General features: G+C 60.8%; 23 protein-coding genes. 7 read left to right on the top strand and 16 right to left on the bottom strand.

Annotated features, from left to right (window positions below):
• Positions 1 to 179: 179 nt before the first annotated feature.
• Positions 180 to 1,682 (top strand): malate dehydrogenase (quinone), encoded by a 1,503-nt coding sequence (gene mqo / locus DNK10_RS00855; RefSeq protein WP_131180826.1) that lies wholly within the window; start codon positions 180 to 182, stop codon positions 1,680 to 1,682.
• A 254-nt stretch (positions 1,683 to 1,936) separates the two neighbouring features.
• Here mqo and rpoS read toward each other — a convergent pair whose 3' ends face one another.
• From rpoS to ispF, 7 genes are all read right to left on the bottom strand, one after another.
• Entirely contained in the window at positions 1,937 to 2,947 is a 1,011-nt protein-coding gene (gene rpoS / locus DNK10_RS00860; RefSeq protein ID WP_131180827.1) for an RNA polymerase sigma factor RpoS, read from the bottom strand.
• Between the two features lie 110 nt (positions 2,948 to 3,057).
• Entirely contained in the window at positions 3,058 to 3,849 is a 792-nt protein-coding gene (locus DNK10_RS00865) for a peptidoglycan DD-metalloendopeptidase family protein (RefSeq protein WP_131180890.1), read from the bottom strand.
• 108 nt (positions 3,850 to 3,957) lie between these two features.
• Positions 3,958 to 4,887 carry a polyprenyl-phosphate transporter gene (locus DNK10_RS00870; protein WP_131190282.1) on the bottom strand — a complete coding sequence of 310 codons (930 nt, stop codon included), beginning with the start codon at positions 4,885 to 4,887 and terminating at the stop codon, positions 3,958 to 3,960.
• 26 nt (positions 4,888 to 4,913) lie between these two features.
• Entirely contained in the window at positions 4,914 to 5,582 is a 669-nt protein-coding gene (locus DNK10_RS00875) for a protein-L-isoaspartate(D-aspartate) O-methyltransferase (RefSeq protein ID WP_131180829.1), read from the bottom strand.
• On the bottom strand, positions 5,579 to 6,331 hold the full coding sequence (gene surE / locus DNK10_RS00880; RefSeq protein ID WP_131190283.1) for a 5'/3'-nucleotidase SurE: 753 nt from the start codon (positions 6,329 to 6,331) through the stop codon (positions 5,579 to 5,581). The genes DNK10_RS00875 and surE overlap by 4 nt, the downstream gene beginning before the upstream one ends.
• Positions 6,319 to 7,377 carry a tRNA pseudouridine(13) synthase TruD gene (gene truD / locus DNK10_RS00885; RefSeq protein WP_131190284.1) on the bottom strand — a complete coding sequence of 353 codons (1,059 nt, stop codon included), beginning with the start codon at positions 7,375 to 7,377 and terminating at the stop codon, positions 6,319 to 6,321. Before truD ends, surE begins: the two co-directional genes overlap by 13 nt.
• Positions 7,374 to 7,847, bottom strand: a complete 474-nt coding sequence (gene ispF, locus DNK10_RS00890; RefSeq protein WP_131190285.1) for a 2-C-methyl-D-erythritol 2,4-cyclodiphosphate synthase — start codon at positions 7,845 to 7,847, stop codon at positions 7,374 to 7,376. The genes truD and ispF overlap by 4 nt, the downstream gene beginning before the upstream one ends.
• 123 nt (positions 7,848 to 7,970) lie before the next feature.
• Between ispF and DNK10_RS00895 the strand changes: the two genes are divergently transcribed.
• The 4 genes from DNK10_RS00895 (at position 7,971) to DNK10_RS00910 (ending at position 12,704) form a co-directional block, all read left to right on the top strand.
• Positions 7,971 to 8,504 (top strand): sigma-70 family RNA polymerase sigma factor, encoded by a 534-nt coding sequence (locus DNK10_RS00895; RefSeq protein ID WP_131190286.1) that lies wholly within the window; start codon positions 7,971 to 7,973, stop codon positions 8,502 to 8,504.
• Positions 8,501 to 9,460, top strand: a complete 960-nt coding sequence (locus DNK10_RS00900; protein WP_131190287.1) for a FecR domain-containing protein — start codon at positions 8,501 to 8,503, stop codon at positions 9,458 to 9,460. The genes DNK10_RS00895 and DNK10_RS00900 overlap by 4 nt, the downstream gene beginning before the upstream one ends.
• Before the next feature lie 103 nt (positions 9,461 to 9,563).
• Positions 9,564 to 11,987: a TonB-dependent siderophore receptor gene (locus tag DNK10_RS00905; protein ID WP_279635808.1), complete on the top strand. Its 2,424-nt coding sequence runs from the start codon at positions 9,564 to 9,566 to the stop codon at positions 11,985 to 11,987.
• Positions 11,988 to 12,158: 171 nt separating this feature from the next.
• Positions 12,159 to 12,704, top strand: coding sequence for a Dps family protein (locus tag DNK10_RS00910; RefSeq protein WP_131180834.1), 546 nt, complete (start codon positions 12,159 to 12,161; stop codon positions 12,702 to 12,704).
• A 127-nt stretch (positions 12,705 to 12,831) separates the two neighbouring features.
• Here the strand turns inward: DNK10_RS00910 and fghA are convergent, their stop codons facing one another.
• The gene (gene fghA / locus DNK10_RS00915) at positions 12,832 to 13,671 is read right to left on the bottom strand and encodes an S-formylglutathione hydrolase (RefSeq protein ID WP_131190288.1); all 840 of its coding nucleotides are present in this window, start codon (positions 13,669 to 13,671) and stop codon (positions 12,832 to 12,834) included.
• A gap of 80 nt (positions 13,672 to 13,751) precedes the next feature.
• Positions 13,752 to 14,864, bottom strand: a complete 1,113-nt coding sequence (locus tag DNK10_RS00920) for an S-(hydroxymethyl)glutathione dehydrogenase/class III alcohol dehydrogenase (RefSeq protein ID WP_131180836.1) — start codon at positions 14,862 to 14,864, stop codon at positions 13,752 to 13,754.
• A 135-nt stretch (positions 14,865 to 14,999) separates the two neighbouring features.
• On the opposite strand from DNK10_RS00920, the gene DNK10_RS00925 reads away from it, so the two are divergent.
• Together DNK10_RS00925 and DNK10_RS00930 are read left to right on the top strand one after the other, a co-directional pair.
• Positions 15,000 to 15,887 carry a LysR substrate-binding domain-containing protein gene (locus DNK10_RS00925; protein ID WP_131190289.1) on the top strand — a complete coding sequence of 296 codons (888 nt, stop codon included), beginning with the start codon at positions 15,000 to 15,002 and terminating at the stop codon, positions 15,885 to 15,887.
• A 119-nt stretch (positions 15,888 to 16,006) separates the two neighbouring features.
• A complete protein-coding gene (locus tag DNK10_RS00930) occupies positions 16,007 to 16,330 on the top strand; it encodes an HPF/RaiA family ribosome-associated protein (protein ID WP_131180838.1) in 324 nt (107 codons plus the stop codon).
• A 211-nt stretch (positions 16,331 to 16,541) separates the two neighbouring features.
• Here the strand turns inward: DNK10_RS00930 and ispD are convergent, their stop codons facing one another.
• The 7 genes from ispD to DNK10_RS00965 all read right to left on the bottom strand — a co-directional run bounded on the left by ispD (position 16,542) and on the right by DNK10_RS00965 (position 24,268).
• Positions 16,542 to 17,252, bottom strand: coding sequence for a 2-C-methyl-D-erythritol 4-phosphate cytidylyltransferase (ispD, locus tag DNK10_RS00935; protein ID WP_131180839.1), 711 nt, complete (start codon positions 17,250 to 17,252; stop codon positions 16,542 to 16,544).
• A complete protein-coding gene (ftsB, locus tag DNK10_RS00940) occupies positions 17,249 to 17,527 on the bottom strand; it encodes a cell division protein FtsB (RefSeq protein WP_131180840.1) in 279 nt (92 codons plus the stop codon). Before ftsB ends, ispD begins: the two co-directional genes overlap by 4 nt.
• A 157-nt stretch (positions 17,528 to 17,684) precedes the next feature.
• Positions 17,685 to 18,974, bottom strand: coding sequence for a phosphopyruvate hydratase (gene eno, locus DNK10_RS00945; protein WP_131190290.1), 1,290 nt, complete (start codon positions 18,972 to 18,974; stop codon positions 17,685 to 17,687).
• Between the two features lie 148 nt (positions 18,975 to 19,122).
• Positions 19,123 to 19,968: a 3-deoxy-8-phosphooctulonate synthase gene (kdsA, locus tag DNK10_RS00950; RefSeq protein WP_131180842.1), complete on the bottom strand. Its 846-nt coding sequence runs from the start codon at positions 19,966 to 19,968 to the stop codon at positions 19,123 to 19,125.
• Between the two features lie 3 nt (positions 19,969 to 19,971).
• Entirely contained in the window at positions 19,972 to 21,603 is a 1,632-nt protein-coding gene (locus DNK10_RS00955) for a CTP synthase (RefSeq protein ID WP_131180843.1), read from the bottom strand.
• Between the two features lie 295 nt (positions 21,604 to 21,898).
• Positions 21,899 to 23,224 carry a tRNA lysidine(34) synthetase TilS gene (tilS, locus tag DNK10_RS00960; RefSeq protein WP_131190291.1) on the bottom strand — a complete coding sequence of 442 codons (1,326 nt, stop codon included), beginning with the start codon at positions 23,222 to 23,224 and terminating at the stop codon, positions 21,899 to 21,901.
• Between the two features lie 93 nt (positions 23,225 to 23,317).
• Entirely contained in the window at positions 23,318 to 24,268 is a 951-nt protein-coding gene (locus DNK10_RS00965; RefSeq protein WP_131190292.1) for an acetyl-CoA carboxylase carboxyltransferase subunit alpha, read from the bottom strand.
• Between the last annotated feature and the right edge of the window lie 70 nt (positions 24,269 to 24,338).

Genomic DNA, 24,338 nt, shown 5'->3' on the forward strand with positions numbered 1-24,338 from the left:
AAAACGGTTTCAATAAACTTCACAAGAGTGTGGCGAACATATGAATCATCTTGCGGCAGGACAAGGCGACCCCCTCCCGTCATCCGGATCCCCAGGACAGCTCTGCAACCGCTGACAGGCGCATCTGACGCCCAGGCCGAAGGCCATCGATTGGAAGCTGATTTTTTGGAGATGTGGTAATGGCGCAGAACGATTACGAAGCTGTAGATGTAGTGCTGGTCGGAGCCGGCATCATGAGCGCAACACTGGCCGTGCTGCTCAAGGAACTCGATCCGGGCATCAAACTGGAAATCGTGGAAGCTATGGATTCCGGTGCGGTGGAAAGCTCCAACCCCTGGAACAACGCAGGCACCGGCCACGCCGGCCTGTGCGAGCTCAACTACACACCAGAGTCCGCGGACGGTTCCATCGACATCAAGAAGGCGGTGAGCATCAACGCCCAGTTCGAGGAATCCAAGCAGTTCTGGGCTTACCTGGTCAAGAAAGGCACCTTTGGCTCGCCCAAGACCTTTATCAACTCGGTTCCACACCTCAGCTTCGTTCGCGGCCAGGAAGGCATCGATTACCTGAAGAAGCGCTTCGAGGCCCTGCGTGTACACCATGCCTTCGAAGACATGGTGTACAGCGAAGACCGCGACACCATGGCTCAGTGGATGCCACTGATGATGCCGGGTCGCAGCCCCGATGAGCCTATTGCAGCGACCCGCGTGGCCAATGGCACCGATATCAACTTCGGCGCGCTGACCAAGAGCCTGCTGGATTACCTGGCGCTACAGGGCAATGCACGCGTGACCTGCAGCCAGAAGGTCACAGACCTGACTCGCAACGAGCAAGGCTGGCGCGTGAGCACCAAGGATCAGAAGAGCGGCCACCACCGCGAGATCCAGGCCCGCTTCGTGTTCCTCGGTGCCGGCGGCGGTGCCCTGCCCCTGCTGCAGATGTCGGGGATTCCAGAAGGCAGGGGTTTCGGCGGTTTCCCGGTCAGCGGCCAGTGGCTGCGTTGCGACAACCCGGAAGTGGTCAACCAGCACCAGGCCAAGGTGTACAGCCAGGCCGCAGTGGGTTCGCCACCCATGTCGGTTCCGCACCTGGACACCCGTATGGTCGACGGCAAGAAGTCCCTGCTGTTCGGGCCCTATGCCGGCTTCACCACCAAGTTCCTGAAGAAGGGTTCGTTCCTCGACCTGCCCATGTCGGTGCGCCTCAACAACATCGGTCCGATGCTGGCAGTGGCTCGCGACAACTTCGACCTGACCCGCTATCTGGTCAAGGAAGTCATGCAGTCCCAGGAGCAGCGCCTCAACACGCTGCGCGGCTTCTACCCGGAAGCCAAGGCCAGCGACTGGCGCCTGGAGATCGCCGGCCAGCGCGTGCAGATCATCAAGAAAGATGCCAAGAAAGGCGGCATTCTGCAGTTCGGCACCGAGCTGGTGGCTGCCAAGGACGGTTCCATCGCCGCCCTGCTGGGCGCTTCCCCAGGCGCGTCGGTGACGGTCTCGATCATGCTCGACCTGATCCGTCGCTGCTTCCCCGAGCAGGCGGCTTCGGCCGAGTGGAGCAGCAAGCTGCACGAGATCTTCCCGGCACCTTCTGAGGTGCTGAGCAGCGATGCCGAGCAGTATCGTGCAGTGCAGTCGCAATCGGATGAACTGCTGCAGCTGAAAGAAACGCTGCCGGCTTGATCATCCAAGCGTGAAAATGAAACGGCGCCTGCTCAGGCGCCGTTTTTTTGTGCCCCGCCATCCCTGGAGGGCACCCTGCGGGCCGTCGCAAGCGACGTCAAAAATCGCTCCCGGCGATTTTTTGCCCGCTCATTTATGAAAGCACCCTTCCCCAAGCGAACAGAGCTGCTGCGAAAGTACGCTCCCAGGAAGCGCGCCGCCCAATAAAAATGCCAGTCAGCAAAGCTGACTGGCACACGGCTGGCAGGCCGGGGTTACTGGAACAGGGAGTCGGCAGAAAGACCGTTCTTCTCGAGGATCTCGCGCAGGCGTTTGAGTGCTTCTACTTGGATCTGCCGCACGCGCTCACGGGTCAGGCCTATTTCCTGGCCAACCTCTTCGAGCGTGCAACTTTCGTGTCCACGCAAGCCGAAACGGCGTACCACCACCTCACGCTGTTTGTCGGTCAACTCCGAAAGCCACTGATCAATGCTTTGGGAAAGGTCGTCATCCTGCAGCAACTCACAAGGGTCGGTGGGTCGATCATCGGTGAGCGTATCGAGCAGCGTCTTGTCGGAATCCGGGCCAAGCGACACGTCCACGGATGATACGCGCTCGTTCAGGCCAAGCATGCGCTTGACTTCGCCCACCGGTTTTTCCAGCAGGTTGGCGATTTCTTCGGGGGAGGGTTCGTGATCGAGCTTCTGGGTCAATTCCCGCGCGGCGCGCAGGTAGACGTTGAGCTCCTTGACCACATGGATGGGCAGGCGAATGGTGCGGGTCTGATTCATGATGGCCCGCTCGATGGTCTGCCGAATCCACCAGGTGGCGTAGGTGGAAAAACGGAAACCACGTTCGGGGTCGAATTTTTCAACGGCCCGAATCAGACCGAGGTTGCCCTCTTCGATCAGATCCAGCAGCGAGAGCCCGCGGTTGACGTAGCGCCTGGCGATCTTGACCACCAGCCGCAGGTTGCTCTCGATCATGCGCTTGCGGCCGGCAGGATCCCCCTTCTGCGCGAGACGCGCGAAGAACACTTCCTCTTCCGGAGTGAGCAGGGGAGAAAAACCGATTTCGTTGAGATAAAGCTGAGTGGCGTCGAGCGCCCGGGTGTAGTCGATGTACTTGTGCTGCTTGCTGCCGGTGGATTGCTTGGCTTTACTGCGCGCAGCGGTCTTTGCACCTGCCTGCTCGCCAGCCCCATCGTCCAGATCGATGTCAGGCTCCATCAGGAGCACTTCATCGTCGATGTCAAACTCCGGCGCTTCTTTGGTCTTGAGTGCCATTTTATCGTTCCGTCCCTTGCTGAGTTCGACCAGCAAGCCCCGATGTCGCCTCTATCCTTGGCTACATCCGAGCCCGTCCATCCCACATGAGGGAACAGACGAGCGACAAATCAACGGCGTGGCAGGTATTGCATTGGATCTACAGGCTTACCCTGGCGACGAATCTCGAAGTGAAGCTTCACCCGGTCAGTTCCTGTGGAACCCATCTCGGCAATCTGCTGCCCGACTTTGACCTGCTGCCCCTCCTTTACCAACAGCCTGCGGTTGTGGCCGTAGGCACTCACGTAGGTATCGCTGTGTTTGATGATCACTAACTCGCCGTAGCCCCGTAAACCACTCCCGGCGTAGACCACTGAGCCACCAGACGCAGCTAAAACAGGCTGTCCCAATTCACCGGCGATATCAATGCCTTTATTCAAACTACCGTTTGAAGAAAATCGGCCGATAATCGCACCATTGGCAGGCCATGCCCAGCCCGTGGCGGAACGCTGTACCGTCTGCACGGGCGTGGTCGCCGGCGTTACCACCACCGGAGTGGCAGGCTGCGTAGTGGTCTGCGCGGGAGGCGCCTGAACCGGAGTGGAAGGACGGCTCGGCGTAGTCACCACGGGAGCTGTGACGGTAGGTCTGGAAGCGACAGCAGGTCTGCTGGGGGCGCCCCGATCGAAACGTATCACCTGCCCGACACGGATCAGGTAGGGAGCGGCGATGCCGTTATGCGAGGCCAGGGCCTTCCAGTCCCAGCCGTAACGAAAGGCGATGGAATAAAGTGTGTCACCGCGTTGCACACGGTACTGACCGGACGTAACCGGCTGGCGCTGTGCCGCAGCGCTGTTGCGATCAACCACCTGCACGCCACCGGAAGGTGAGCTGGCGCAACCGGCCAGCAACGTGCCGATCATTGCCAGGGCCAGCAGGTTACGTAGCGTGCCCGAGGAACAGCACCCTTGATTGGCTGTGAAACTCACCCGTATCTCCCTTGCAGACGGCCAGTAACAAACGCCGAAACGTCAGACATCTTCCAACTGACGGCGGCGCGCCAGCCATTCCACACCCAGCACCAGTACGATGGCACAGCAGCTCAAAGCGATGGCCAGCAACAATTGCGCATCCTCACCACTGACCTCGGTGAACTGCCATGGCAATAGATTGACCTGCTCCAACGGAAACGATTCACCATGTCGGTTGGTTTGCCAGGTCAGCGTCTGCTTCCAGGGCCACACCTTGACCAGCGAGCCGAGCATCAGGCCGGCCAGAAAGGCCATGGTCAGGTCACGCATGTGCGCCAGCAACCAGCTCAGCACCTTGGAAAAAGTCAGCAATCCCAGCACGCAACCGGCGCAGAACACCGCCAGTACCGCCATATCGAAATTCTTCACCGCCCCCAGCACGACCGGGTAGAGCCCCAGCAGCACAAGGATAAAGCTGCCGGAAATTCCCGGCAGAATCATCGCGCTGATGGCGATGGCGCCCGCGATGAATAGCATCAGCGGATCTGCGGAAAGCTGCATGGGCACAGCCAGAGTAATCCACAGCGCAAACAACAGCCCGACGGCAAACCCTACAAATCGGTTGGTTCGCCAGGAACTCACTTCGCGCCCCACCAGGTAAACGGACACCAGCACCAGACCAAAGAAGAACGCCCACAGCAGAACCGGGTGCTCGTTCATCAGATAGCTGATGGCGCGTGCCAAGGTGAAGATACTGCTGAGGATGCCAAGTAGCACGACCAGCAGGAAACTGGCGTTACAAGCCTGCCAGGCCTGCTTGATACGCCCGCGAACGACCAGCATCAGTGCTTTGGGCATGGCAGCGAACGAGGCGAGAAGCTTGTCGTATATACCGGTGATCAGGGCAACGGTGCCGCCGGAAAAACCGGGCACCACATCGACGGCGCCCATGGCCATCCCTTTGGTATACAGCAACAAGGTTTTCTTCATGCATCCTTCCGTTCGGGTGAATCAAATCAGGCCAAAGGGCCGTTAAGCAGGGGCACGAACCGTACTGCGTCGAGTATGTGCCGAGAGAAACCCTGTTCCTCGCGAATGATCAATAACAGTTGCTGAACGTCGCCTGTACCGACAGGAATCACCAGGCGCCCGCCCAGAGCCAATTGATCAAGCAATGCCTGAGGCACTTCGGATGCGGCCGCGGTCACGATAATCCCATTGTAGGGTGCCAGCGCCGGCCAGCCTTCCCAACCATCCCCCCAGCGAAATACCACGTTGCGCAGACTCAGTTTGACCAGGCGTTCTTTCGCCCGTTCCTGCAATCCCTGGATACGCTCGACGGTGAACACCCGTTCGACCAGTTGAGCCAGGATCGCGGTCTGGTAACCCGAGCCGGTACCGATCTCCAGTACCTTGTCCAGCGGCCCGGCGGCGAGCAGCAACTCGCTCATTCGCGCGACCATGTAAGGCTGCGAGATGGTCTGGTTATGGCCGATCGGCAAGGCCGTGTCTTCATAGGCTCGGTGGGCCAGGGCTTCATCGACGAACAGGTGACGCGGCGTGCGGCGAATCACCTCGAGTACCTGGGCGTTGGACAGCCCCTCGTCGTAGAGGCGCTGGATCAGGCGTTCGCGGGTACGCTGAGAGGTCATGCCAATCCCGTGGCGGTCGTGCTCCCGATTCATGTCAGCAGCCCCTCCAGCCAAGGTTCAAGGCGGTTCAGGCCATCCTGATAGGTACGGTCGAGCTGCAACGGTGTAACCGATACATAACCCTGCATCACGGCATGGAAGTCGGTGCCCTGAGCGCCATCCTCGACATCGCCGGCTGCGGCGATCCAGTAACCTTCCTTGCCGCGCGGGTTGACCATTTTCACCGGCGCAGCCGCACGAGCGCGATGGCCGAGCCGGGTCAACTGCACGCCACGGATATGCTCGAGCGGCAGATTAGGCACATTGACGTTCAAGATGGTGCGCGGCGGCAGGTCGAGATGCTCGTGAGCCTCCACCAGCTTGCGGGCAAAATAGGCAGCGGTCGGCAGGTGCTCGGCCGAACGCGAAAGCAGCGAGAACGCGAACGCCGGACGAGCCAGAAAACGGCCTTCGAGGGCGGCGGCCACAGTACCGGAATACAGCACGTCATCGCCCAGGTTGGCACCCAGGTTGATACCTGCCACCACCAGATCGGCGGCTTCGCTCAACAGGCCATTGAGTCCCAGGTGCACGCAATCGGTCGGCGTGCCATTGAGGCTGATGTAACCGTTGGCCAGGGTACACGGGTGCAGCGGGCGGTCGAGGGTCAGCGAACTGCTGGCGCCGCTCCGATCACCATCGGGTGCGATCACCGTGCAGTCGGCGTAATCGGCCAGCGCAGCGTGCAACGCGGCGAGGCCCGGTGCGGCCACGCCGTCATCGTTTGAAATCAGAATACGCATGGGTTGTCCGTCTGCCCTGCAGGCAAAAGGTCGACGATTTCGCGCACCAGTGCGGTGGCGAAACATCCAGCCGGCAGGACGAATTCCAGTTGCAGAATGTCAGGCTCGGGATAATGCCACGTCAAACCGCTAATGGGGAGGCGCAGGATACGCCGTTCGTGCGCCATGCCCGCTTCTGCCAACCATGCAGCCAACTGCTCCTCGGCATCGGCAATGCCCTGTTCCAGTACTTGAGTGGCTTCACCTGCCGGAGACTTGCCCTCGCCCCACAGCGGCCCGGTTGGGTGCAAATCCAGCTGAGCCAGCCGTGGATCCTGGCATTCGGCTTCGCCGGCGGCGAAGAAACTGCGGCTGTCGGTGAACGCCAGCAGGTCGCCGGGCAAGGCCTGGTTCCAGGTACCGGCGGCGACACGCTCGGCCAGCACTCGATTGAAAATGAAGCTGCGCGCGGCGGACAACACCCGCGAACGCACATTACGCTTCTCGGGCAGTTCCTTGCGCTCGGCAAAATGCCGGGCGTGGGCGACGTTGCCCCCTTCGAAGCCGAAACGCTGAGCGCCGTAGTAATTGGGAATGCCCTGGGCCACGATGCGCTGCAGCCGCTCGTCCAGCCTGGTGTGATCGGCCTGCAACCGGGTCAGACGCAGGGTGAAGCCGTTGGCCGCATGGGCACCGCGCTGCAACTTGCGCGAGTGGCGCACCTGCTTGAGGATGGTCAGGGTTTCATCCTGAACCGCGCCGAGATCAGGATCGCTCTTGCCAGGCAGATGGACGCTGAACCACTGGCGAGTCAGCGCCTGGCGATCCTTCAAACCCGCATAACTGATCATCCGCACGGGCACACCCGCGGCACGCGCCAGGCGACGCGCGGCATCCTCGGTATTCAGGCCACGCTTTTCGACCCACAGCCACAGGTGCTCACCAGCACCGGACAGCTCGATATCCAGCACTTCGTCAACTTGAAAATCCTCGGCCGTGGCCTTGAGCACGGCCTGACCACAGGGTTCGCCATGGGCGCGCGGGCCGAGCAATTCCAGTTCAGTCATGCGCTGACCAGCAAGGCGACCGCGTGCACGGCGATACCTTCCTCACGGCCGACGAAACCCAGTTTTTCCGTGGTGGTGGCCTTGACGTTGACCTGATCCAGTTCGACCTGCAGATCCTCGGCGATCAGGCTGCGCATGGCCTCGATATGCGGCGCCATCTTCGGCGCCTGGGCCTCGATAGTGGCGTCGACGTTGCCGACCTTCCAGCCCTTGGCCTGTACCAGCCCCAGCACATGGCGCAGCAGTACACGGCTGTCGGCACCCTTGAAGTTCGGGTCGGTGTCCGGGAAATGCTTGCCGATATCGCCAAGCGCTACCGCACCCAGCAGCGCATCGGCCAACGCATGCAGTACCACGTCACCATCGGAGTGGGCGATCAATCCGAACCTGTGGGCAATACGCACACCGCCCAGGGTGATGAAATCCCCTTCGCCAAAACGGTGCACATCGTAACCATGGCCAATCCGCATGAGCTGGTGCCCTCGCAAAAAGGCCGATTCTACCCGAAAGGCGCATGCCGTTGCGGCTTGCCCGGTGGCGACGGCATCAATAGAATGAATCGCATTCCTATCTATGCTTTTCCGAGAACCGCCATGTCCAGCCTCGATCCCGCTCTCCAGCAACAGGTCGGCCGGATCTACCAGGAGCACCATCGCTGGCTGCGCGGCTGGCTGCGGCCACGAGTGGATTGCCGCGACCTGGCCGCCGATCTGGTACAGGATGTATTCGTCCGCGTGCTCAGTGCCGACAATGCCGCCGCTCGATTGGACGCCGTGCGCGAACCCAAGGGTTACCTGGCCACCATCGCCCGCCGCCTGATGATCGATCACTTCCGTCGCGCACGCCTGGAGCGCGCCTGGTTGCAGGTACTATCCGAGCAACCGGAAACCGAGGATATTTCCCCGGAAACCCGCGCCATCCTGCTGGAAACCCTCTGCGAGCTGGATGCCATGCTCGCCGGCCTCGGCCCCAAAGTGCGCAAGGCCTTCCTGCTCTCGCAACTCGATGGCCTGCCCTACAAGGAAATCGCCCGGCAACTCGACGTGTCGCTCGTCACGGTCAACCGCTATATCGCCAAGGCGCTGCAGCACTGCATGCTGCATAGCCTGCAAGCCGAGTTGTCATGAGCATGATCGACGCCCAGCAACGTGCCGCGCTGGAACAGGCCGCCCACTGGTACACCCGCCTGCAATGCGAAACGGCGGCGCCTGCCGACCACGCGGCCTGGCAAGCCTGGCTGCATGCAGCGCCGGTCAATCACTGGGCCTGGCAACAGGCCGAACGCCTGCAGCAGCGCCTGCAACGCGTTCCAAGCGACCTGACCGGGCGCACCCTCGACCTCGCAGGCCAGGCCCGACATGACAGCAGGCGCAGCGTGCTCAAGGGTTTTGCCCTGCTGCTGGGCGGCAGTGCCGTCGGCTGGACAGGTTACCGCCAGGCCAATGACGGCCCCTGGCTCGCCGACTACCGCAGCACCGTGGGCGAACGCCTGCCCGTGGCCCTGGCCGATGGCGGCCAGTTGCTGCTCAACACCGACAGCGCTGTCGATGTGCGTTACGACGCCCGGCAGCGGCTGATACGCCTGCGCCAGGGCGAGGTGATGATCACCACCGCTGCCGACCCACAAAAGCGCCCTTTCTACGTACAAACGCCCCATGGCCAGATTCAGGCATTGGGCACTCGTTTCTCGGTACGCCTGGAAGACGGGCGCAGTGAAGTGGCCGTGTACGAACATCAGGTACGCATCACCCCATCCCAGGGGCAGCCAGCGCTATTGGAGCCCGGCCAGCACAGCGGGTTCACCAGCTTCGGTGTGCGTCCCGCCCAACCACTGGACGCCACGCAAAGCGCCTGGAGCAAAGGGTTGCTGGTTGCCAACGATCAACGCCTGGATGCCTTCCTCGCCGAACTGAGCCGTTACCGACATGGCTGGCTGCGCTGCGATCCGGCCATCGCCAGCCTGCGCATCAGCGGTACCTTCCGTCTCGACGACAGCGAGCAGACCCTGCGGGCCATTGCCAGCGCTCTACCTGTTCGTATCGAACAACGCACCCGCTATTGGGTAACAGTCCGCCCGGCCTGATCGAAACTATTTTCAGTACAGGTGATATTTATTCTCGTTCTCGCTCGACTTATGGAGAACGGCGTAACGCCGCCCTTCTGCCAACCATAAAAGAGAATGCGATATGAAGTCCGCCTGCAGCCCCATGGCATTCACGCCATCCCTGCTCAGCAACAGTGTCCGCCACGTATTGTTCTGCACGGCTCTGCTCATGCCGTTGGCCTCCTTTTCAGTGCAGGCCGAGCAGAGTGAGATCCGCCAGTATCAATTGCCGCGTGGCGATCTTGGCCAAAGCCTGACCCATTTCGCCGCCGAAGCCCGCGTGGTGCTGTCTTTCGATGCAAGCCTGACCCAGGGCAAGGAAAGCCCTGGTTTGAATGGACGCTTTGGCGTCGAAGAGGGTTTGCAACGACTGCTGTCGGGCACTGGCCTACGGGTAATACGCGAAAATGACGGACGCTACTCACTACTGCCCACGAGCGAGCAGACAGGCGCTCTGGAGCTGGGGGCAACCAGCATCGTCAGCAACCAGCTTGGCACCATCACCGAAGGCTCCGGCTCCTATACGCCGGGCACCATCGCCACTGCCACTCGTCTGGTGCTGACTCCAAGGGAAACACCGCAGTCCATCTCCGTCATCACGCGCCAGCATATCGACGACTTTGCTCTCACTGGTATTGATGATGTGATGCGCCATACACCCGGCATCACGGTTTCAACCTATGACAGCGAACGCACCAACTACTATTCCCGTGGTTTTTCCATCGATAACTTCCAATACGACGGCATCCCCACATTACGCAACTCGGCCTATTCGGCGGGGCATACGCTCAGTGATATGGCCATCTTCGACAGGGTCGAAATACTAAAAGGTTCTCCGGGATTGCTATCCGGGGCAGGAAGTCCGGGCGGGGTCATCAACCTGGTTCGGAAAAAACCTGGACACGAGTTCAAAGGCCACGTGGATCTGGCCGCTGGTAGCTGGGATAACTATCGCTCACAGATCGACCTGACCGGCCCGTTGACTGACAGCGGTAATGTGCGTGGCCGCGCTGTAGTGGCTTACCAGGACAAGCACTCCTTCATGGATCACTACCAGCGCAAAACCAGTGTCTATTACGGCATTCTCGAATTCGATCTCAGCCCTCAAACACTCCTTAGTGTCGGAGCCGACTATCAGAACAATGACCCCAAAGGCTCAGGCTGGTCTGGCAGCCGTCCATTGTTCGACTCTCGTGGCGAACGCATCGAATTGCCGCGCTCCTACAATAACGGCGCCAAGTGGAGCAGTTGGCAGCAGTACAACCACAGCCTATTCGCCACGCTGGAGCACAGCTTCGATAATGACTGGGTCGGCAAGCTGCAATACAACCATCAGGTCAACGGCTATGACGCACCGCTCGGCTCGATGCAGTCGCCCCCCAATGCGAGCACCGGTCGCGCAGCGCTTTATGCCAATAAATACACCGGGGAAACCACCAGTAATTCTCTGGATGGTTACGCCAGCGGGCCGTTCAGCCTATTAGGGCGTGAGCACGAACTGGTCGTGGGTGCATCGACCTCCAGATCCCACTGGCTCGGCAAGGACTACTGGAACGTCACCTATTACGACAACGATATCGACTTCTACGATTTCGACGGCGATGTGCCCGAACCGGACTGGGGCCCGATTGCCCAGCGTAATGACCAGGTAACCCGGCAGACCGCAGCCTACCTGGCAAGCCGCTTCAGCCTGAGCGACCAGCTTTCGCTGCTGCTCGGTACACGCCTGGCGGACTATCGCCTGAGCGGCACGGACAAGAGCGTCGAAACCGGCCGCCTGGTTCCCTATGCGGGCCTGGTCTATGACCTCAACTCGAACTATTCACTCTACGCCAGCTACACCGACATCTTCATGCCGCAAACCTACTACCGCGACAGCCAGAACAAACTGCTGGAACCCGATGAAGGACAGAATTACGAAGTAGGCATCAAGGGCGAGTTCCTCGACGGTCGTCTTAACGCCAGCCTGGCCTACTTCGAGGTTCACCAGGACAACCGCCCCGAGTCCGACCTCGATGCCGACCTTTCGCTGAACGAAGATCCTTACATTGCATTCAAGGCAAAAACCAAAGGCTACGAAGCCGAAGTCTCAGGAGAACTGGCAGCTGGCTGGCAAATCCAGGCTGGCTATACCCACAAGATCATTCGCGATGAGGACGGTGACAAGGTATCGACCTGGGAGCCTCAGGATCAGCTCACGCTCTATACCAGCTACAAACTCAGGGGGCCGCTGGATCGTTTCACTGTCGGAGGGGGCGCACGCTGGCAAAGCGAGGGATGGCAGGTATTGAACAACCGCGGCAAGGGTATCCGGGAAAAATTCTCCCAGGATCCGTACTGGCTGGTGGATGTAATGGCCCGTTACCAGATCAGCGAAAACCTCTCGGCTACGCTCAACGTCTATAACCTGTTCGACAAGAAGTATTACACCAACATCGGCTTCTATAATTCCGCCTACTCGGGCGACCCACGCAACGTCATGTTGAGCACTCGCTGGAGCTTCTGATTGCAAAGAATGCGGGGTGGAAAACCGCGAAGCGTTTTCCACCTTTTCAGCCCGACCATTCCCGACCGCCATCCGAGCAAAAACCTCCCCGGTGAAAATGTTGGAATGTTCTAGCCCTATCGATAGTCGACAAGAGGTAGCAGAACATTTCTATCACCCATGGAGACCATCATGGCCGTAGCACGCAAACCGACAGCAGCAAAACCCAAGTCGAAAGCAACGCAGCAAAAGCTCAAGGGCGATGGCCTTGCCATCAACACGAGCGTCGATAGCACTGCTCGTGAGAAGGTCGCCGAAGCACTGACCAAGGCGGTGGCGGACAGCTACACCCTGTATGTGAAAACCCTCGGCGTGCACTGGAACGTGCAAGGCGCCAACTTCTACGGCCTGCACAAGCTGACCGACGCCCAGTACAACGAGCTGCACCAGGCGGCCGACGAGCTCGCCGAGCGTATCCGGGCGCTGGGGAAACTGGCACCGACGGGCGCAGAAACCTTTCGTGCGCTCACCGTGATCGATAACGAGGCGCCCCATAAGCCGACCCCGCAGATGATCAAGGAGCTGGTCAAGGATAACGAGGCTGTTGCCCGGCGCATAAGCGAGTTTGCCGAGCTGGCGGAAGAGGCGGGTGATCTGTTTACCCATGACATGCTGGTCGCGCGCATCGGTGTGCACGAGCAGAACGCCTGGATGCTGAGATCCAGCCTTGGCGAGTGACACGTAGCAGAAAAAGGGCGCTGCAGACTGAGTCTGCAGCGCCCTTTCTTATTGGCCTGCCATCCCTGGCGGCCACCCTTCGGGCCGTCGCAAGCGACGTTAAAAATGGCTCCCTACCATTTTTTATTCAGCGAGTCAGCGCCTCGGCATGATGGCGCAGGTGATCCTCGATAAAGCTGGCAATGAAGTAGTAGCTATGGTCATAGCCCGGCTGCAGTCGCAGCGTCAGCGGGTGATTCGCCGCCTTGGCCGCCGCTTCCAGCACATTGGGTTTGAGCTGGTCTTCCAGGAAATCGTCGCGATCGCCCTGGTCGACCAGGATCGGCAGTTTCTCTGCCGCTTCGGCGATCAGCACGCTGGCATCCCACTCGCGCCAGCGCGAACGATCCTCGCCCAGGTAGTTTGAAAACGCCTTTTCACCCCACGGGCAACTCAGCGGATTGGTGATCGGCGAAAAGGCCGAGACCGACTGATAGCGCCCAGGGTTCTTCAGGGCGCAGATCAGCGCGCCATGGCCGCCCATGGAATGCCCGGCGATGCCGCGCTTGTCCGATACCGGGAAGTTGGCCTCGATCAGCGCCGGCAGCTCCTGCACCACGTAGTCGTACATGCGGTAATGGCGTGCCCAGGGTTCCTGGGTAGCATTGATGTAGAAGCCGGCGCCCAGGCCGAAGTCGTAGGCGCCATTGGCATCATCCGGCACACCTCCGCCACGAGGACTGGTGTCCGGCGCTACGATGATCAGGCCAAGCTCGGCCGCCAGGCGCTGGGCACCGGCCTTCTGCATGAAATTCTCATCGGTACAGGTCAGGCCGCTGAGCCAGTACAGCACCGGCAGCTTGACGCCCTGCTCGGCCTGCGGCGGCAGGTAGACGGCGAACACCATGTCGCAGTTGAGCGACGTGGAGCGGTGGCGATAGCGCTTGTGCCAGCCGCCAAAGCTCTTGTTGCTGGAAACGATTTCCATGGGGCCCTCCGGGCAGCTTCAAGCTGCAAGCCTCAAGCGCCAAGCAGCGCAGGTCACTTGTAGCTTGTCGCTTGCAGCTATCAATAATGGATGACGGTACGGATGCTCTTGCCTTCATGCATCAGGTCGAAGGCTTCGTTGATCCGCTCCAGGCCCATGGTGTGGGTGATGAAGGTGTCCAGCGGGATCTCGCCGCTCTGCGACTTCTCCACATAGCTCGGCAGCTCGGTACGGCCCTTGACGCCGCCGAAGGCCGAACCGCGCCAGACACGACCGGTCACCAGCTGGAACGGGCGGGTACTGATTTCCTGGCCGGCACCGGCCACACCGATGATCACCGATTCGCCCCAACCTTTGTGTGCACATTCCAGCGCCGCACGCATCAGTTGCACATTGCCGACGCATTCGAAGCTGTAATCCACGCCGCCATCGGTCAGCTCGACGATCACGTCCTGGATCGGCTTGTCGTAGTCCTTCGGGTTGACGAAGTCGGTCGCGCCCAGCTCACGGGCCACGTCGAACTTGGCCGGATTGATGTCGATGGCAATGATGCGCGAGGCCTTGGCCATCTTCGCACCGATGATCGCCGCCAGGCCGATACCGCCCAGGCCGAAGATCGCCACGCTGGCACCCTCTTCCACCTTGGCGGTGTTGAGCACGGCGCCGATACCGGTGGTCACGCCGCAACCGAGCAGGCAAACCTTTTCCAGTGGTGCTTCCTTGGGGATCACCGCCAGGGATACTTCCGGCAACACGGTGTACTCGGAGAACGTCGAGCAGCCCATGTAGTGGTAGATCGGCTCGCCGTTGTAGCTGAAGCGCGAGGTGCCGTCGGGCATCAGGCCCTTGCCCTGGGTGGCACGCACCGAACTGCACAGATTGGTCTTGCCGGACAGGCAGAATTTGCACTGGCGGCATTCGGCGGTATACAGCGGGATCACGTGATCGCCCACGGCCACCGAGGTCACGCCCTCGCCGATGGCTTCGACGATACCGCCACCTTCGTGACCGAGAATCGACGGGAACACACCTTCAGAGTCAGCACCGGAGAGGGTGTAGGCATCGGTATGGCAAACACCGGTGGCGACGATGCGTACCAGTACTTCGCCAGCCTTGGGCGGCTCGACATCCACTTCGACGATCTTCAATGGTTCGTTGGGCGCAAAGGCCACGGCGGCGCGCGACTTGATCATGACTTGATTCTCCAGAGGGGAAGGCGATGGTCAGGGAGTGTAGTTGAGCTGCCAGTAGAGATAATCAGGCAGAACGCAAAACATTATTGCTATTCAGGGATAATGAGACGCTTACCGACCTGACAAGGGGAATGCATGAATCGCTGGGAAGGCTTGGACGAATTCGTAGCCGTCGCCGAATGCGGTCAGTTCACCGCCGCTGCCGAGCACCTGGGCCTTTCTTCATCCCAGGTGAGCCGGCAGATCGCCCGGCTGGAAGAACGCCTGCATACGCGGCTGTTCTATCGCACCACGCGCAAGGTGGCGCTGACCGAAGCGGGGCAGACATTTCTGCAGCATTGCCAACGCCTGCAGGACGCGCGCGAAGAAGCGCTCAACGCGATTGGCGATCTCGGCAGCGAGCCCAAGGGGTTGCTGCGCATGACCTGTGCGGTGGCCTACGGCGAGCGCTTCATCGTGCCGCTGGTCACTGCATTCGCGGCCCGTCATCCACGGCTTTCCGTGGATATCGAGCTGAGCAATCGCACTCTGGATCTGCTGCAGGACGGTTTCGACATCGCGATTCGCCTCGGCCGCCTGCAAGACTCGCGGATGCTGGCGACGCGCCTGGCGCCCCGGCGCATGTACCTCTGTGCATCCCCCGATTACCTGCAGCGCTACGGACGACCGCACAGCCTGTCGGAGCTGGCTCGCCACAACTGCCTGGTCGGCAGCAGCGATGTCTGGACATTCCAGCTGGATGGCCGTGAGGCCTCACAGCGGATTCAGGGCAACTGGCGCTGCAACAGTGGTCAGGCCGTGCTGGACGCTGCGCTGGGCGGGCTTGGTCTGTGTCAGTTGCCCGACTATTACGTGCTCGAACACTTGCGCAGCGGTGCCCTGGTGTCCCTGCTCGACAACCATCAACCACCGAATACCGCTGTGTGGGCGCTCTACCCGCAACAGCGGCATCTGTCGCCCAAGGTCAGGCAATTGATCGATGCGTTACGGGACGGGCTGAGCCAGCGTGCTGAATACACCTGAGCATCCAGCCGCTCATATGCTGTCACAACCGCCAGCGAACCTCTGTCGCCATCAGCTCGTCGTAAATCATGAGGCCCTTGTTCGGGCCGTTGCGAACCCACCAGCATGAGGAAATGGTTATGCAGGTCATGGTCAACAGCGGAAAGCATGTCGACACCTCGATGGCGTTCAAGACAGATATCCGAGGTCGAGTCCGGGACAAATTACAGCGCTATGAGGAGCACCTCACACGCGTGGAAATTCATCTCTCGGACGAAAACGCGCTGAAGAGCGGCCCACAGGACAAGCGTTGCAAGGTAGAAGCGCGCATGAAAGGGCGCGACCCCATGTCGGTTTCCTTCGATGCCAGTGAAATGCAGCAGGCCATCGACGGTGCCATGAACAAGCTCACCAGTGTGCTCGATCGCAACCTTGGCAAGAATGCCAAGAAGTGGATTCACTGAGAGCGGCAGCGGGCTGCCCTGCATCAACACAGCAATCTGCTGGCTGCTGAAGCGCGTAGGGTGGGTGATGTTTTTTCACCCACCATTGCGATCGCGGAGTGGTGGACGGATCGGATCGCGTAGGTGAAGCGTCGTCCCCCCTACGAACTGCACCATTCGCCCGCAAGGCTAGGCGCCCCCGCAGCTCCTATACGATCATATTATTGCGACATCAATTCCGGCCACGCCACAGGCGCTCCAGGTAGTGCAGGTCTTCCGGGCGGGTGACCTTGAGGTTATCCGCCCGGCCTTCCACGAGGCGCGGCGACTGACCAGCCCATTCGATGGCCGAGGCTTCATCGGTCACCGCGACATCCGACACCAACGCTTCGGCCAGCGCGCGGTGCAGCGCACCGAGGCGGAACATCTGCGGCGTATAGGCCTGCCAGATCACCGAGCGATCGATGGTTTCGCGCACACGCCCATCGCTGCCGACACGCTTGAGCGTATCCCGAGCAGGAACGGCGAGCAGCCCGCCTACAGCGTCATCAGCCAGCTCGGCCAACAGCAGATCGAGATCGCTCTGCGCCAGATTAGGGCGTGCAGCGTCATGCACCAGCACCCAATCCTGTTCAGCAGCACCGAGCTCGCCCAGGCGCAGCAAAGCGTTGAGTACCGAGCCGGCACGCTCTGCACCGCCTGCGGCAATGTGAATGCGTGAATCGTGGGCGCAACTCAGGGTTGGCCAGAACGGATCGTCCTCGGCCAGGCTGATCACCACGCCGCGTAGGCACGGATGATCGAGAAAACAATTGAGGGTATGTTCGAGAATGCTTTTGCCGGCCAGTTGCAGGTATTGCTTGGGCCTGTCGGCATGCATGCGGCTACCGATGCCGGCGGCCGGAATCACCGCCCAGAAGGACGGCAGGTCAGGTGTGTTCATTCGGCCAACTGGTAGAGGGTTTCGCCGTCCTTGACCATGCCCAGTTCATGGCGGGCACGCTCCTCGACGGTTTCCATGCCCTTTTTCAGCTCCATGACTTCCGCTTCGAGGATACGGTTGCGCTCGAGCAGGCGCTCGTTCTCGCCTTCCTGATCGGCGATCTGCTGCTGCAGATCGCTAACCTGCGCCAGACTGCCCTCGCCTACCCACAGGCGATATTGCAGCCCTGCAAGCACCAGAACCAGAACGAAAAACAGCCAGTAGGAACTACGCATGGCAGGTGAGGCACTCGGATAAGAAAGGGTCGCTGCTGCGGACATCTGTCGATTCTCCCTGCGTCATCGGCATCCAACAAGACCGTGAAGGCGACTCGGCAGCTCTCGACAGAGCCCGCGTGGCGAGGTGTTGGCCACCTCGCCGTGCGAACCTACCTTAGCCGCGGAACTCGCCGCGACCACGGTACGGCGCCTTGGCGCCCAGTTGCTCTTCGATACGCAGCAACTGGTTGTACTTGGATACGCGGTCGGAACGGCACAGCGAACCGGTCTTGATCTGACCAGCGGCAGTACCGACCGCCAGATCGGCGATGGTGCTGTCTTCGGTCTCGCCACTGCGGTGCGAGATGACCGCGGTGTAACCAGCGGCCTTGGCCATCTGAATGGCTTCCAGGGTTTCGGTCAGGGTGCCGATCTGGTTGAACTTGATCAGGATCGAGTTACCGATGCCCTTGTCGATGCCTTCCTTGAGGATCTTGGTGTTGGTCACGAACAGGTCGTCGCCAACCAGTTGCACCTTGGCGCCGATCTTGTCGGTGAGGATCTTCCAGCCAGCCCAGTCGGACTCGTCCAGACCGTCTTCGATGGAAATGATCGGGAAGCGCTCGGTCAGGCCTTTCAGGTATTCGGCGAAACCTTCGGCGTCGAACGACTTGCCTTCGCCAGACAGGTTGTACTTGCCGTCTTCGTAGAATTCGCTGGCCGCGCAGTCCAGCGCCAGGGTCACGTCGGTGCCCAGCTTGTAACCGGCATTGGCGACAGCTTCGGCGATGGCCGACAGCGCGTCTTCGTTGGAAGCCAGATTCGGCGCGAAACCACCCTCGTCACCGACTGCAGTGCTCAGGCCACGGGCTTTCAGCACGGCTTTGAGGTGATGAAAGATTTCCGCACCGATGCGCAGGCCGTCAGCGAAGTTTTTCGCACCAACCGGCTGCACCATGAATTCCTGGATGTCGACGTTGTTGTCGGCATGCTCACCGCCGTTGATGATGTTCATCATCGGTACCGGCATGGAGTACTGGCCCGGGGTGCCATTGAGGTTGGAGATGTGTGCGTACAGCGGCAGATCCTGATCCTGTGCAGCGGCCTTGGCGGCAGCCAGAGAAACGGCGAGGATGGCGTTGGCGCCCAGGGTGGCTTTGTTCTCGGTGCCGTCCAGATCGATCATGCTCTTGTCCAGAGCTTTCTGGTCGAGCGGATCCTTGCCCAGCAGCGCATCGCGGATCGGGCCGTTGATATTGGCCACGGCCTTGAGAACACCCTTGCCCAGGTAACGGCTCTTGTCGCCATCACGCAGCTCCAGCGCTTCGCGCGAACCGGTGGAGGCACCGGATGGCGCACAAGCGCTGCCGACGATGCCATTGTCGAGGATTACATCCGCTTCCACGGTGGGGTTGCCACGGGAGTCGAGAACCTCACGACCCTTGATGTCGACGATCTTTGCCATTATTGTAAGCTCTCCAGAAATTGTCGAAAACGCACTGCTGCATTCGGCTGCCAGCGCCGGACACGATCAACGGCAGACCGGGCTGACATGACAAACCCGGCCAAAAGGCCGGGCGGTGAAACAGATAAGCGAACCACGGAAACGCCAATCAGGCGGTTTCGATCGGATCCTGACTCTTGATCAGATCATCCAGTTGCTTGAGCTGTGCCAGGAACGGCTCGAGCTTGTCCAGACGCAAGGCACAAGGGCCATCGCACTTGGCATTTTCCGGATCCGGATGAGCCTCGAGGAACAGCCCCGCCAGGCCCTGGCTCATACCGGCCTTGGCCAGTTCCGTGACCTGAGCGCGGCGCCCGCCAGCGGAATCCGAGCGGCCGCCCGGCATCTGCAGGGCGTGGGTGACGTCGAAGAACACCGGGTACTCGAAGGCCTTCATGATGCCGAAGCCCAGCATGTCCACCACCAGGTTGTTGTACCCGAAGGAGGAGCCGCGCTCACAGAGAATGAGCTGATCGTTCCCGGCTTCGACACACTTGGCGAGAATATGTTTCATTTCCTGAGGCGCGAGGAACTGCGCCTTCTTGATATTGATCACCGCACCGGTCTTGGCCATGGCCACCACAAGATCCGTCTGCCGAGAGAGGAAGGCCGGCAACTGGATGATGTCGCAGACGTCCGCCACCGGCTGCGCCTGGTGGGGTTCATGCACATCGGTGATCACCGGCACACCGAAGGTCTTCTTCACTTCTTCGAAGATCTTCATGCCTTCTTCCAGACCTGGGCCGCGGAAGGAAGTCACCGACGAACGGTTGGCTTTATCGAAGCTCGCCTTGAACACATAGGGGATACCGAGCTTGTCGGTAACCCGCACGTATTCCTCGCAGGCACGCAGGGCGAGGTCGCGGGACTCCAGTACGTTGATACCGCCAAACAGCACGAACGGCTTGTCGTTGGCGACCTCGATCGCGCCAACACGGATGGTCTTCTGAGCCATGGGTCAGGCCTTCTTCGCTTGGTGCGCCAGTGCTGCGTTGACGAAGCCACTGAACAGCGGGTGGCCGTCACGCGGCGTGGAGGTGAATTCGGGGTGGAACTGGCACGCGACGAACCACGGGTGATCCGGGCTTTCCACCACTTCAACCAGAGCGCCGTCGCCGGAGCGGCCGGTAACCTTGAGACCGGCCTCGAGCAGTTGCGGCAGCAGATTGTTGTTCACTTCGTAGCGGTGGCGGTGACGCTCGACGATCACATCCTTGCCATAGCAGGCATGCACCTTGGAGCCGGCCAGCAGTTGGCAATCCTGGGCGCCCAAACGCATGGTGCCGCCGAGATCGGAAGCTTCGGTGCGCTGTTCGGTAGCACCGGTCGCGTCCTGCCACTCGGTGATCAGACCGACCACCGGATGCTGGCTGGCGATATCGAATTCGGTGGAGTTGGCGTCGCTCCAGCCCAGCACGTTACGAGCGAACTCGATGACCGCGACCTGCATACCGAGGCAGATGCCCAGGTAGGGAATCTTGTTCTCGCGAGCGTACTGGACGGTCTTGATCTTGCCTTCCACGCCACGCAGACCGAAGCCACCTGGAACCAGAATGGCATCGACGCCCTGCAGCAGGTCGGTACCCTGATTCTCGATGTCTTCGGAATCGATATAGCGCAGGTTGACCTTGGTACGGTTGCTGATACCGGCATGGCTCATCGCTTCGATCAGCGACTTGTAGGCATCCAGCAGCTCCATGTACTTGCCGACCATGGCGATGTTGACTTCTTTTTCCGGGTTCAGCTTGGCATCGACCACGCGATCCCATTCCGACAGATCGGCGCCACGGCATTCCAGGGCGAAACGCTCGACGACAAAGTCATCCAGGCCCTGCGAATGCAGGATACCGGGAATCTTGTAAATGGTGTCGGCGTCTTCCAGGGCAATCACCGCACGCTCTTCGACGTTGGTGAACTGCGCGATCTTGCGGCGCGACGACAGGTCGATCGGGTGATCGGAACGGCACACCAGCACATCCGGTTGCAGGCCGATGGAACGCAGTTCCTTGACCGAGTGCTGAGTCGGCTTGGTCTTGGTTTCGCCGGCGGTGGCGATGTACGGCACCAGGGTCAGGTGCATCAGCATGGCGCGTTTGGCGCCCACTTCGAAACGCAGCTGGCGGATAGCCTCGAGGAACGGTTGCGACTCGATGTCGCCCACGGTACCGCCGATTTCGACCATGGCGACGTCAGCATCGCCCGCACCCTTGATGATGCGGCGCTTGATCTCGTCGGTAATGTGCGGGATGACCTGAATGGTCGCGCCCAGGTAATCACCACGGCGCTCTTTGCGCAGCACGTCTTCGTAGACGCGGCCGGTGGTGAAGTTGTTGTTCTGGGTCATCGTGGTGCGGATAAAGCGCTCATAATGGCCCAGGTCGAGATCGGTCTCGGCACCGTCGTGAGTGACGAACACTTCACCGTGCTGAAACGGGCTCATGGTGCCCGGATCGACGTTGATGTAGGGATCCAGTTTGAGCATCGTGACCTTCAGGCCCCGCGCCTCCAGGATGGCCGCCAAGGATGCCGAGGCGATGCCTTTCCCCAATGAAGAAACAACACCACCCGTGACGAAAATGAAGCGCGTCATGAAAAACCCTAAGAAGTCAGCATTGGCGGTCAAGCCGCCGGGGAGCAGAGAAGGCCTTGGTTCACCTTAGCAAACATGGCGAACCATGCTGCAAATAGCAAACATTCACCGCTTCCGGAAGAAGCAGCAAATACCTGAATAGAGACGGGAGGGCAGTCTACCGGAAACGTCCTGACGGGGGAAGAACACGAAGCCCAAAGCGCGGCAAAACCTGCTGAAATGAAACAGCGACTTTCCGGCCAAAAACCTTTAGCAAGGGAGATGCGCCCTGTGGGATTCGATCACCAGCCAGCCCTCACGGGCGATGGTTACCGTGCACACTCTGGCGCGACTCAGGCTCGGGCGGGTGCCAGTGAAGCTTGCCACAACCAGAGCTGGCGAGCAGGTTGGCGACGGCGACAAGCCGCCCGTCGCACAGCAGCAACGGGATACGCCCACGGATAAACTCGGGCACGCCCGCTTCCTGCAAGAGACGCTTCAGATCGCGCCGACCACGCCCAGGCACATCGAGAATCTCGCCGCCCTGGCGATAGCCGATGCTCAACTGCCCTGCCGGCACGACACCTTCTAGCCAGACCCGGCCATTGCCAGGTAACAAAAGCGGCTGTTCCACCTGCGACCAGGGTTGCAGCTGTCCCGACCAGGGTGCGCGCCACCGAGCATCGAGCCACAACAGGCTGCCACCATGGCGACGGAGCTCTCCACGCTCCAGACGCCAGATCGGGCTGGCGTCGGCTGCGGCATCACGCAGATCGTGCCATCCCTGCCAGTGGCGGCTATCGGGTAAGCGAGTGAAGTCCACCAGCCAGTACCGGAGCAGATTGCGCTGACGGGCATCGGACAGTTGGCGCAGCGCTTGTAAATCGAGACAGGGAATATCCAGCCAATCGGGATTCAGCCGTCCGCGTGCGTGCTGCATATCGAGCTCGGCCAACGCCTGCAGTAACCCCTGCGCCTCGGCCTGATGCTCCGCCGCACGCGCCAGCACCTGGGCAGCCTTCGGCCAATGCCGTTGCAAACGCGGCAGAATCTCCTGGCGTAGAAAATTGCGGGCAAGACCCGTGTCGGTATTCGATGGGTCGTCCACCCAGAGCAGTCCGTGGGCTGCGGCATAAGCCTCCAGCACGCTGCGCGGCACGCCCAGCAGAGGCCGGACAGCATGCCCATCAGCGAGCGGGCGGCTATCAGCCATGGCAGCAAGTCCTTGCACTCCAGCGCCACGCAACAGCCGATAGAGGACGGTTTCAGCCTGATCATCCTGATGCTGGGCGAGCAGCAACACCTCACCAGCATTCAGAGCCGCAGCGAACGCCCCATAGCGCGCCTCGCGGGCGGCTCGTTCCAGGCTGGCACCTGGCTCGACTTGCACATGCTGAATGCTCAGCGACACACCCAGCTCATCGCACAGACGCTGGCAATGTGCGGGCCACGCGTCAGCGGCGGCCTGCAGGCCGTGATGAACATGAATAGCGGAGATTGGCGGTAGCGCGTTGTACCGGGAAGCCTGCACCAGCAGATGCAGCAACACGCTGGAATCCAGACCACCGGAGAAAGCCACCCGCCAGGCAGGTGCCTCACGCCACACGGCAAGGCGTGCGAGCAGATGGGATTCGAGGGACATGAGCACAGCTACAAGCTACAAGCTACAAGCTCCAAGCGAGATCGTCCCACTTGCAGCTTGCCGCTTGTAGGGGGCGGCCATCCGCCTTGCGGCTCAGGCAATACCGTAGCTCATCAGGCGCTCGTAACGACGTGCCAGCAGGGCGTCGGTGTCGAGCTCGCGCAGGTCGTCGAGCTGAGCGCTCAGAGTCTGACGGATCGACTCGGCGGCGGCGGCCGGATCACGGTGTGCGCCGCCCAGCGGCTCGGCGATCACCTTGTCGACGATGCCCAGACCTTTCAGACGCTCGGCGGTGATGCCCATGGCTTCGGCGGCATCCGGCGCCTTCTCGGCGGTTTTCCACAGGATCGACGCGCAGCCTTCCGGCGAGATCACCGCGTAAGTGGAGTACTGCAGCATGTTCAGACTGTCGCACACGCCAATGGCCAGTGCACCGCCAGAGCCGCCTTCACCGATCACGGTGGCGATAATTGGCGTCTTCAGGCGCGCCATGACGCGCAGGTTCCAGGCGATGGCCTCGCTCTGACCACGCTCTTCGGCATCGATGCCCGGATAGGCGCCCGGCGTGTCGATGAAGGTCAGGATCGGCATCTTGAAGCGTTCGGCCATTTCCATCAGACGGCAAGCCTTGCGGTAGCCTTCCGGACGCGGCATGCCGAAGTTGCGGCGTACCTTTTCACGGACTTCTCGGCCCTTCTGGTGACCGATGACCATGGCCGGCTGGCCATTCAGACGCGCCACGCCACCGACGATGGCGGCGTCATCGGAGAAATGACGGTCGCCGTGCAGTTCATCGAACTCGGTGAAGATGTGCTGCAGGTAGTCCAGGGTATAGGGCCGCTGCGGGTGACGGGCAAGCCTGGCGATCTGCCAACTGGTCAGATTGCCGAAGATGCTCTCGGTCAGCGTACTGCTCTTGTCCTGCAGGCGGGCGATTTCGTCGCCGATGTTCAGGGAGTTGTCGTTACCAACCAGGCGAAGCTCTTCGATCTTGGCTTGCAGGTCGGCAATCGGCTGTTCGAAATCGAGATAATTCGGGTTCATAGGCATCCGTCATGCGTCGACGGCCACAGGGCCGGGGAGCGTGTATCCATTTGGCGCCTACCTTATAGGA

Source organism: Phytopseudomonas daroniae (assembly GCF_004327275.1).
Lineage (GTDB): Bacteria > Pseudomonadota > Gammaproteobacteria > Pseudomonadales > Pseudomonadaceae > Aquipseudomonas > Aquipseudomonas daroniae.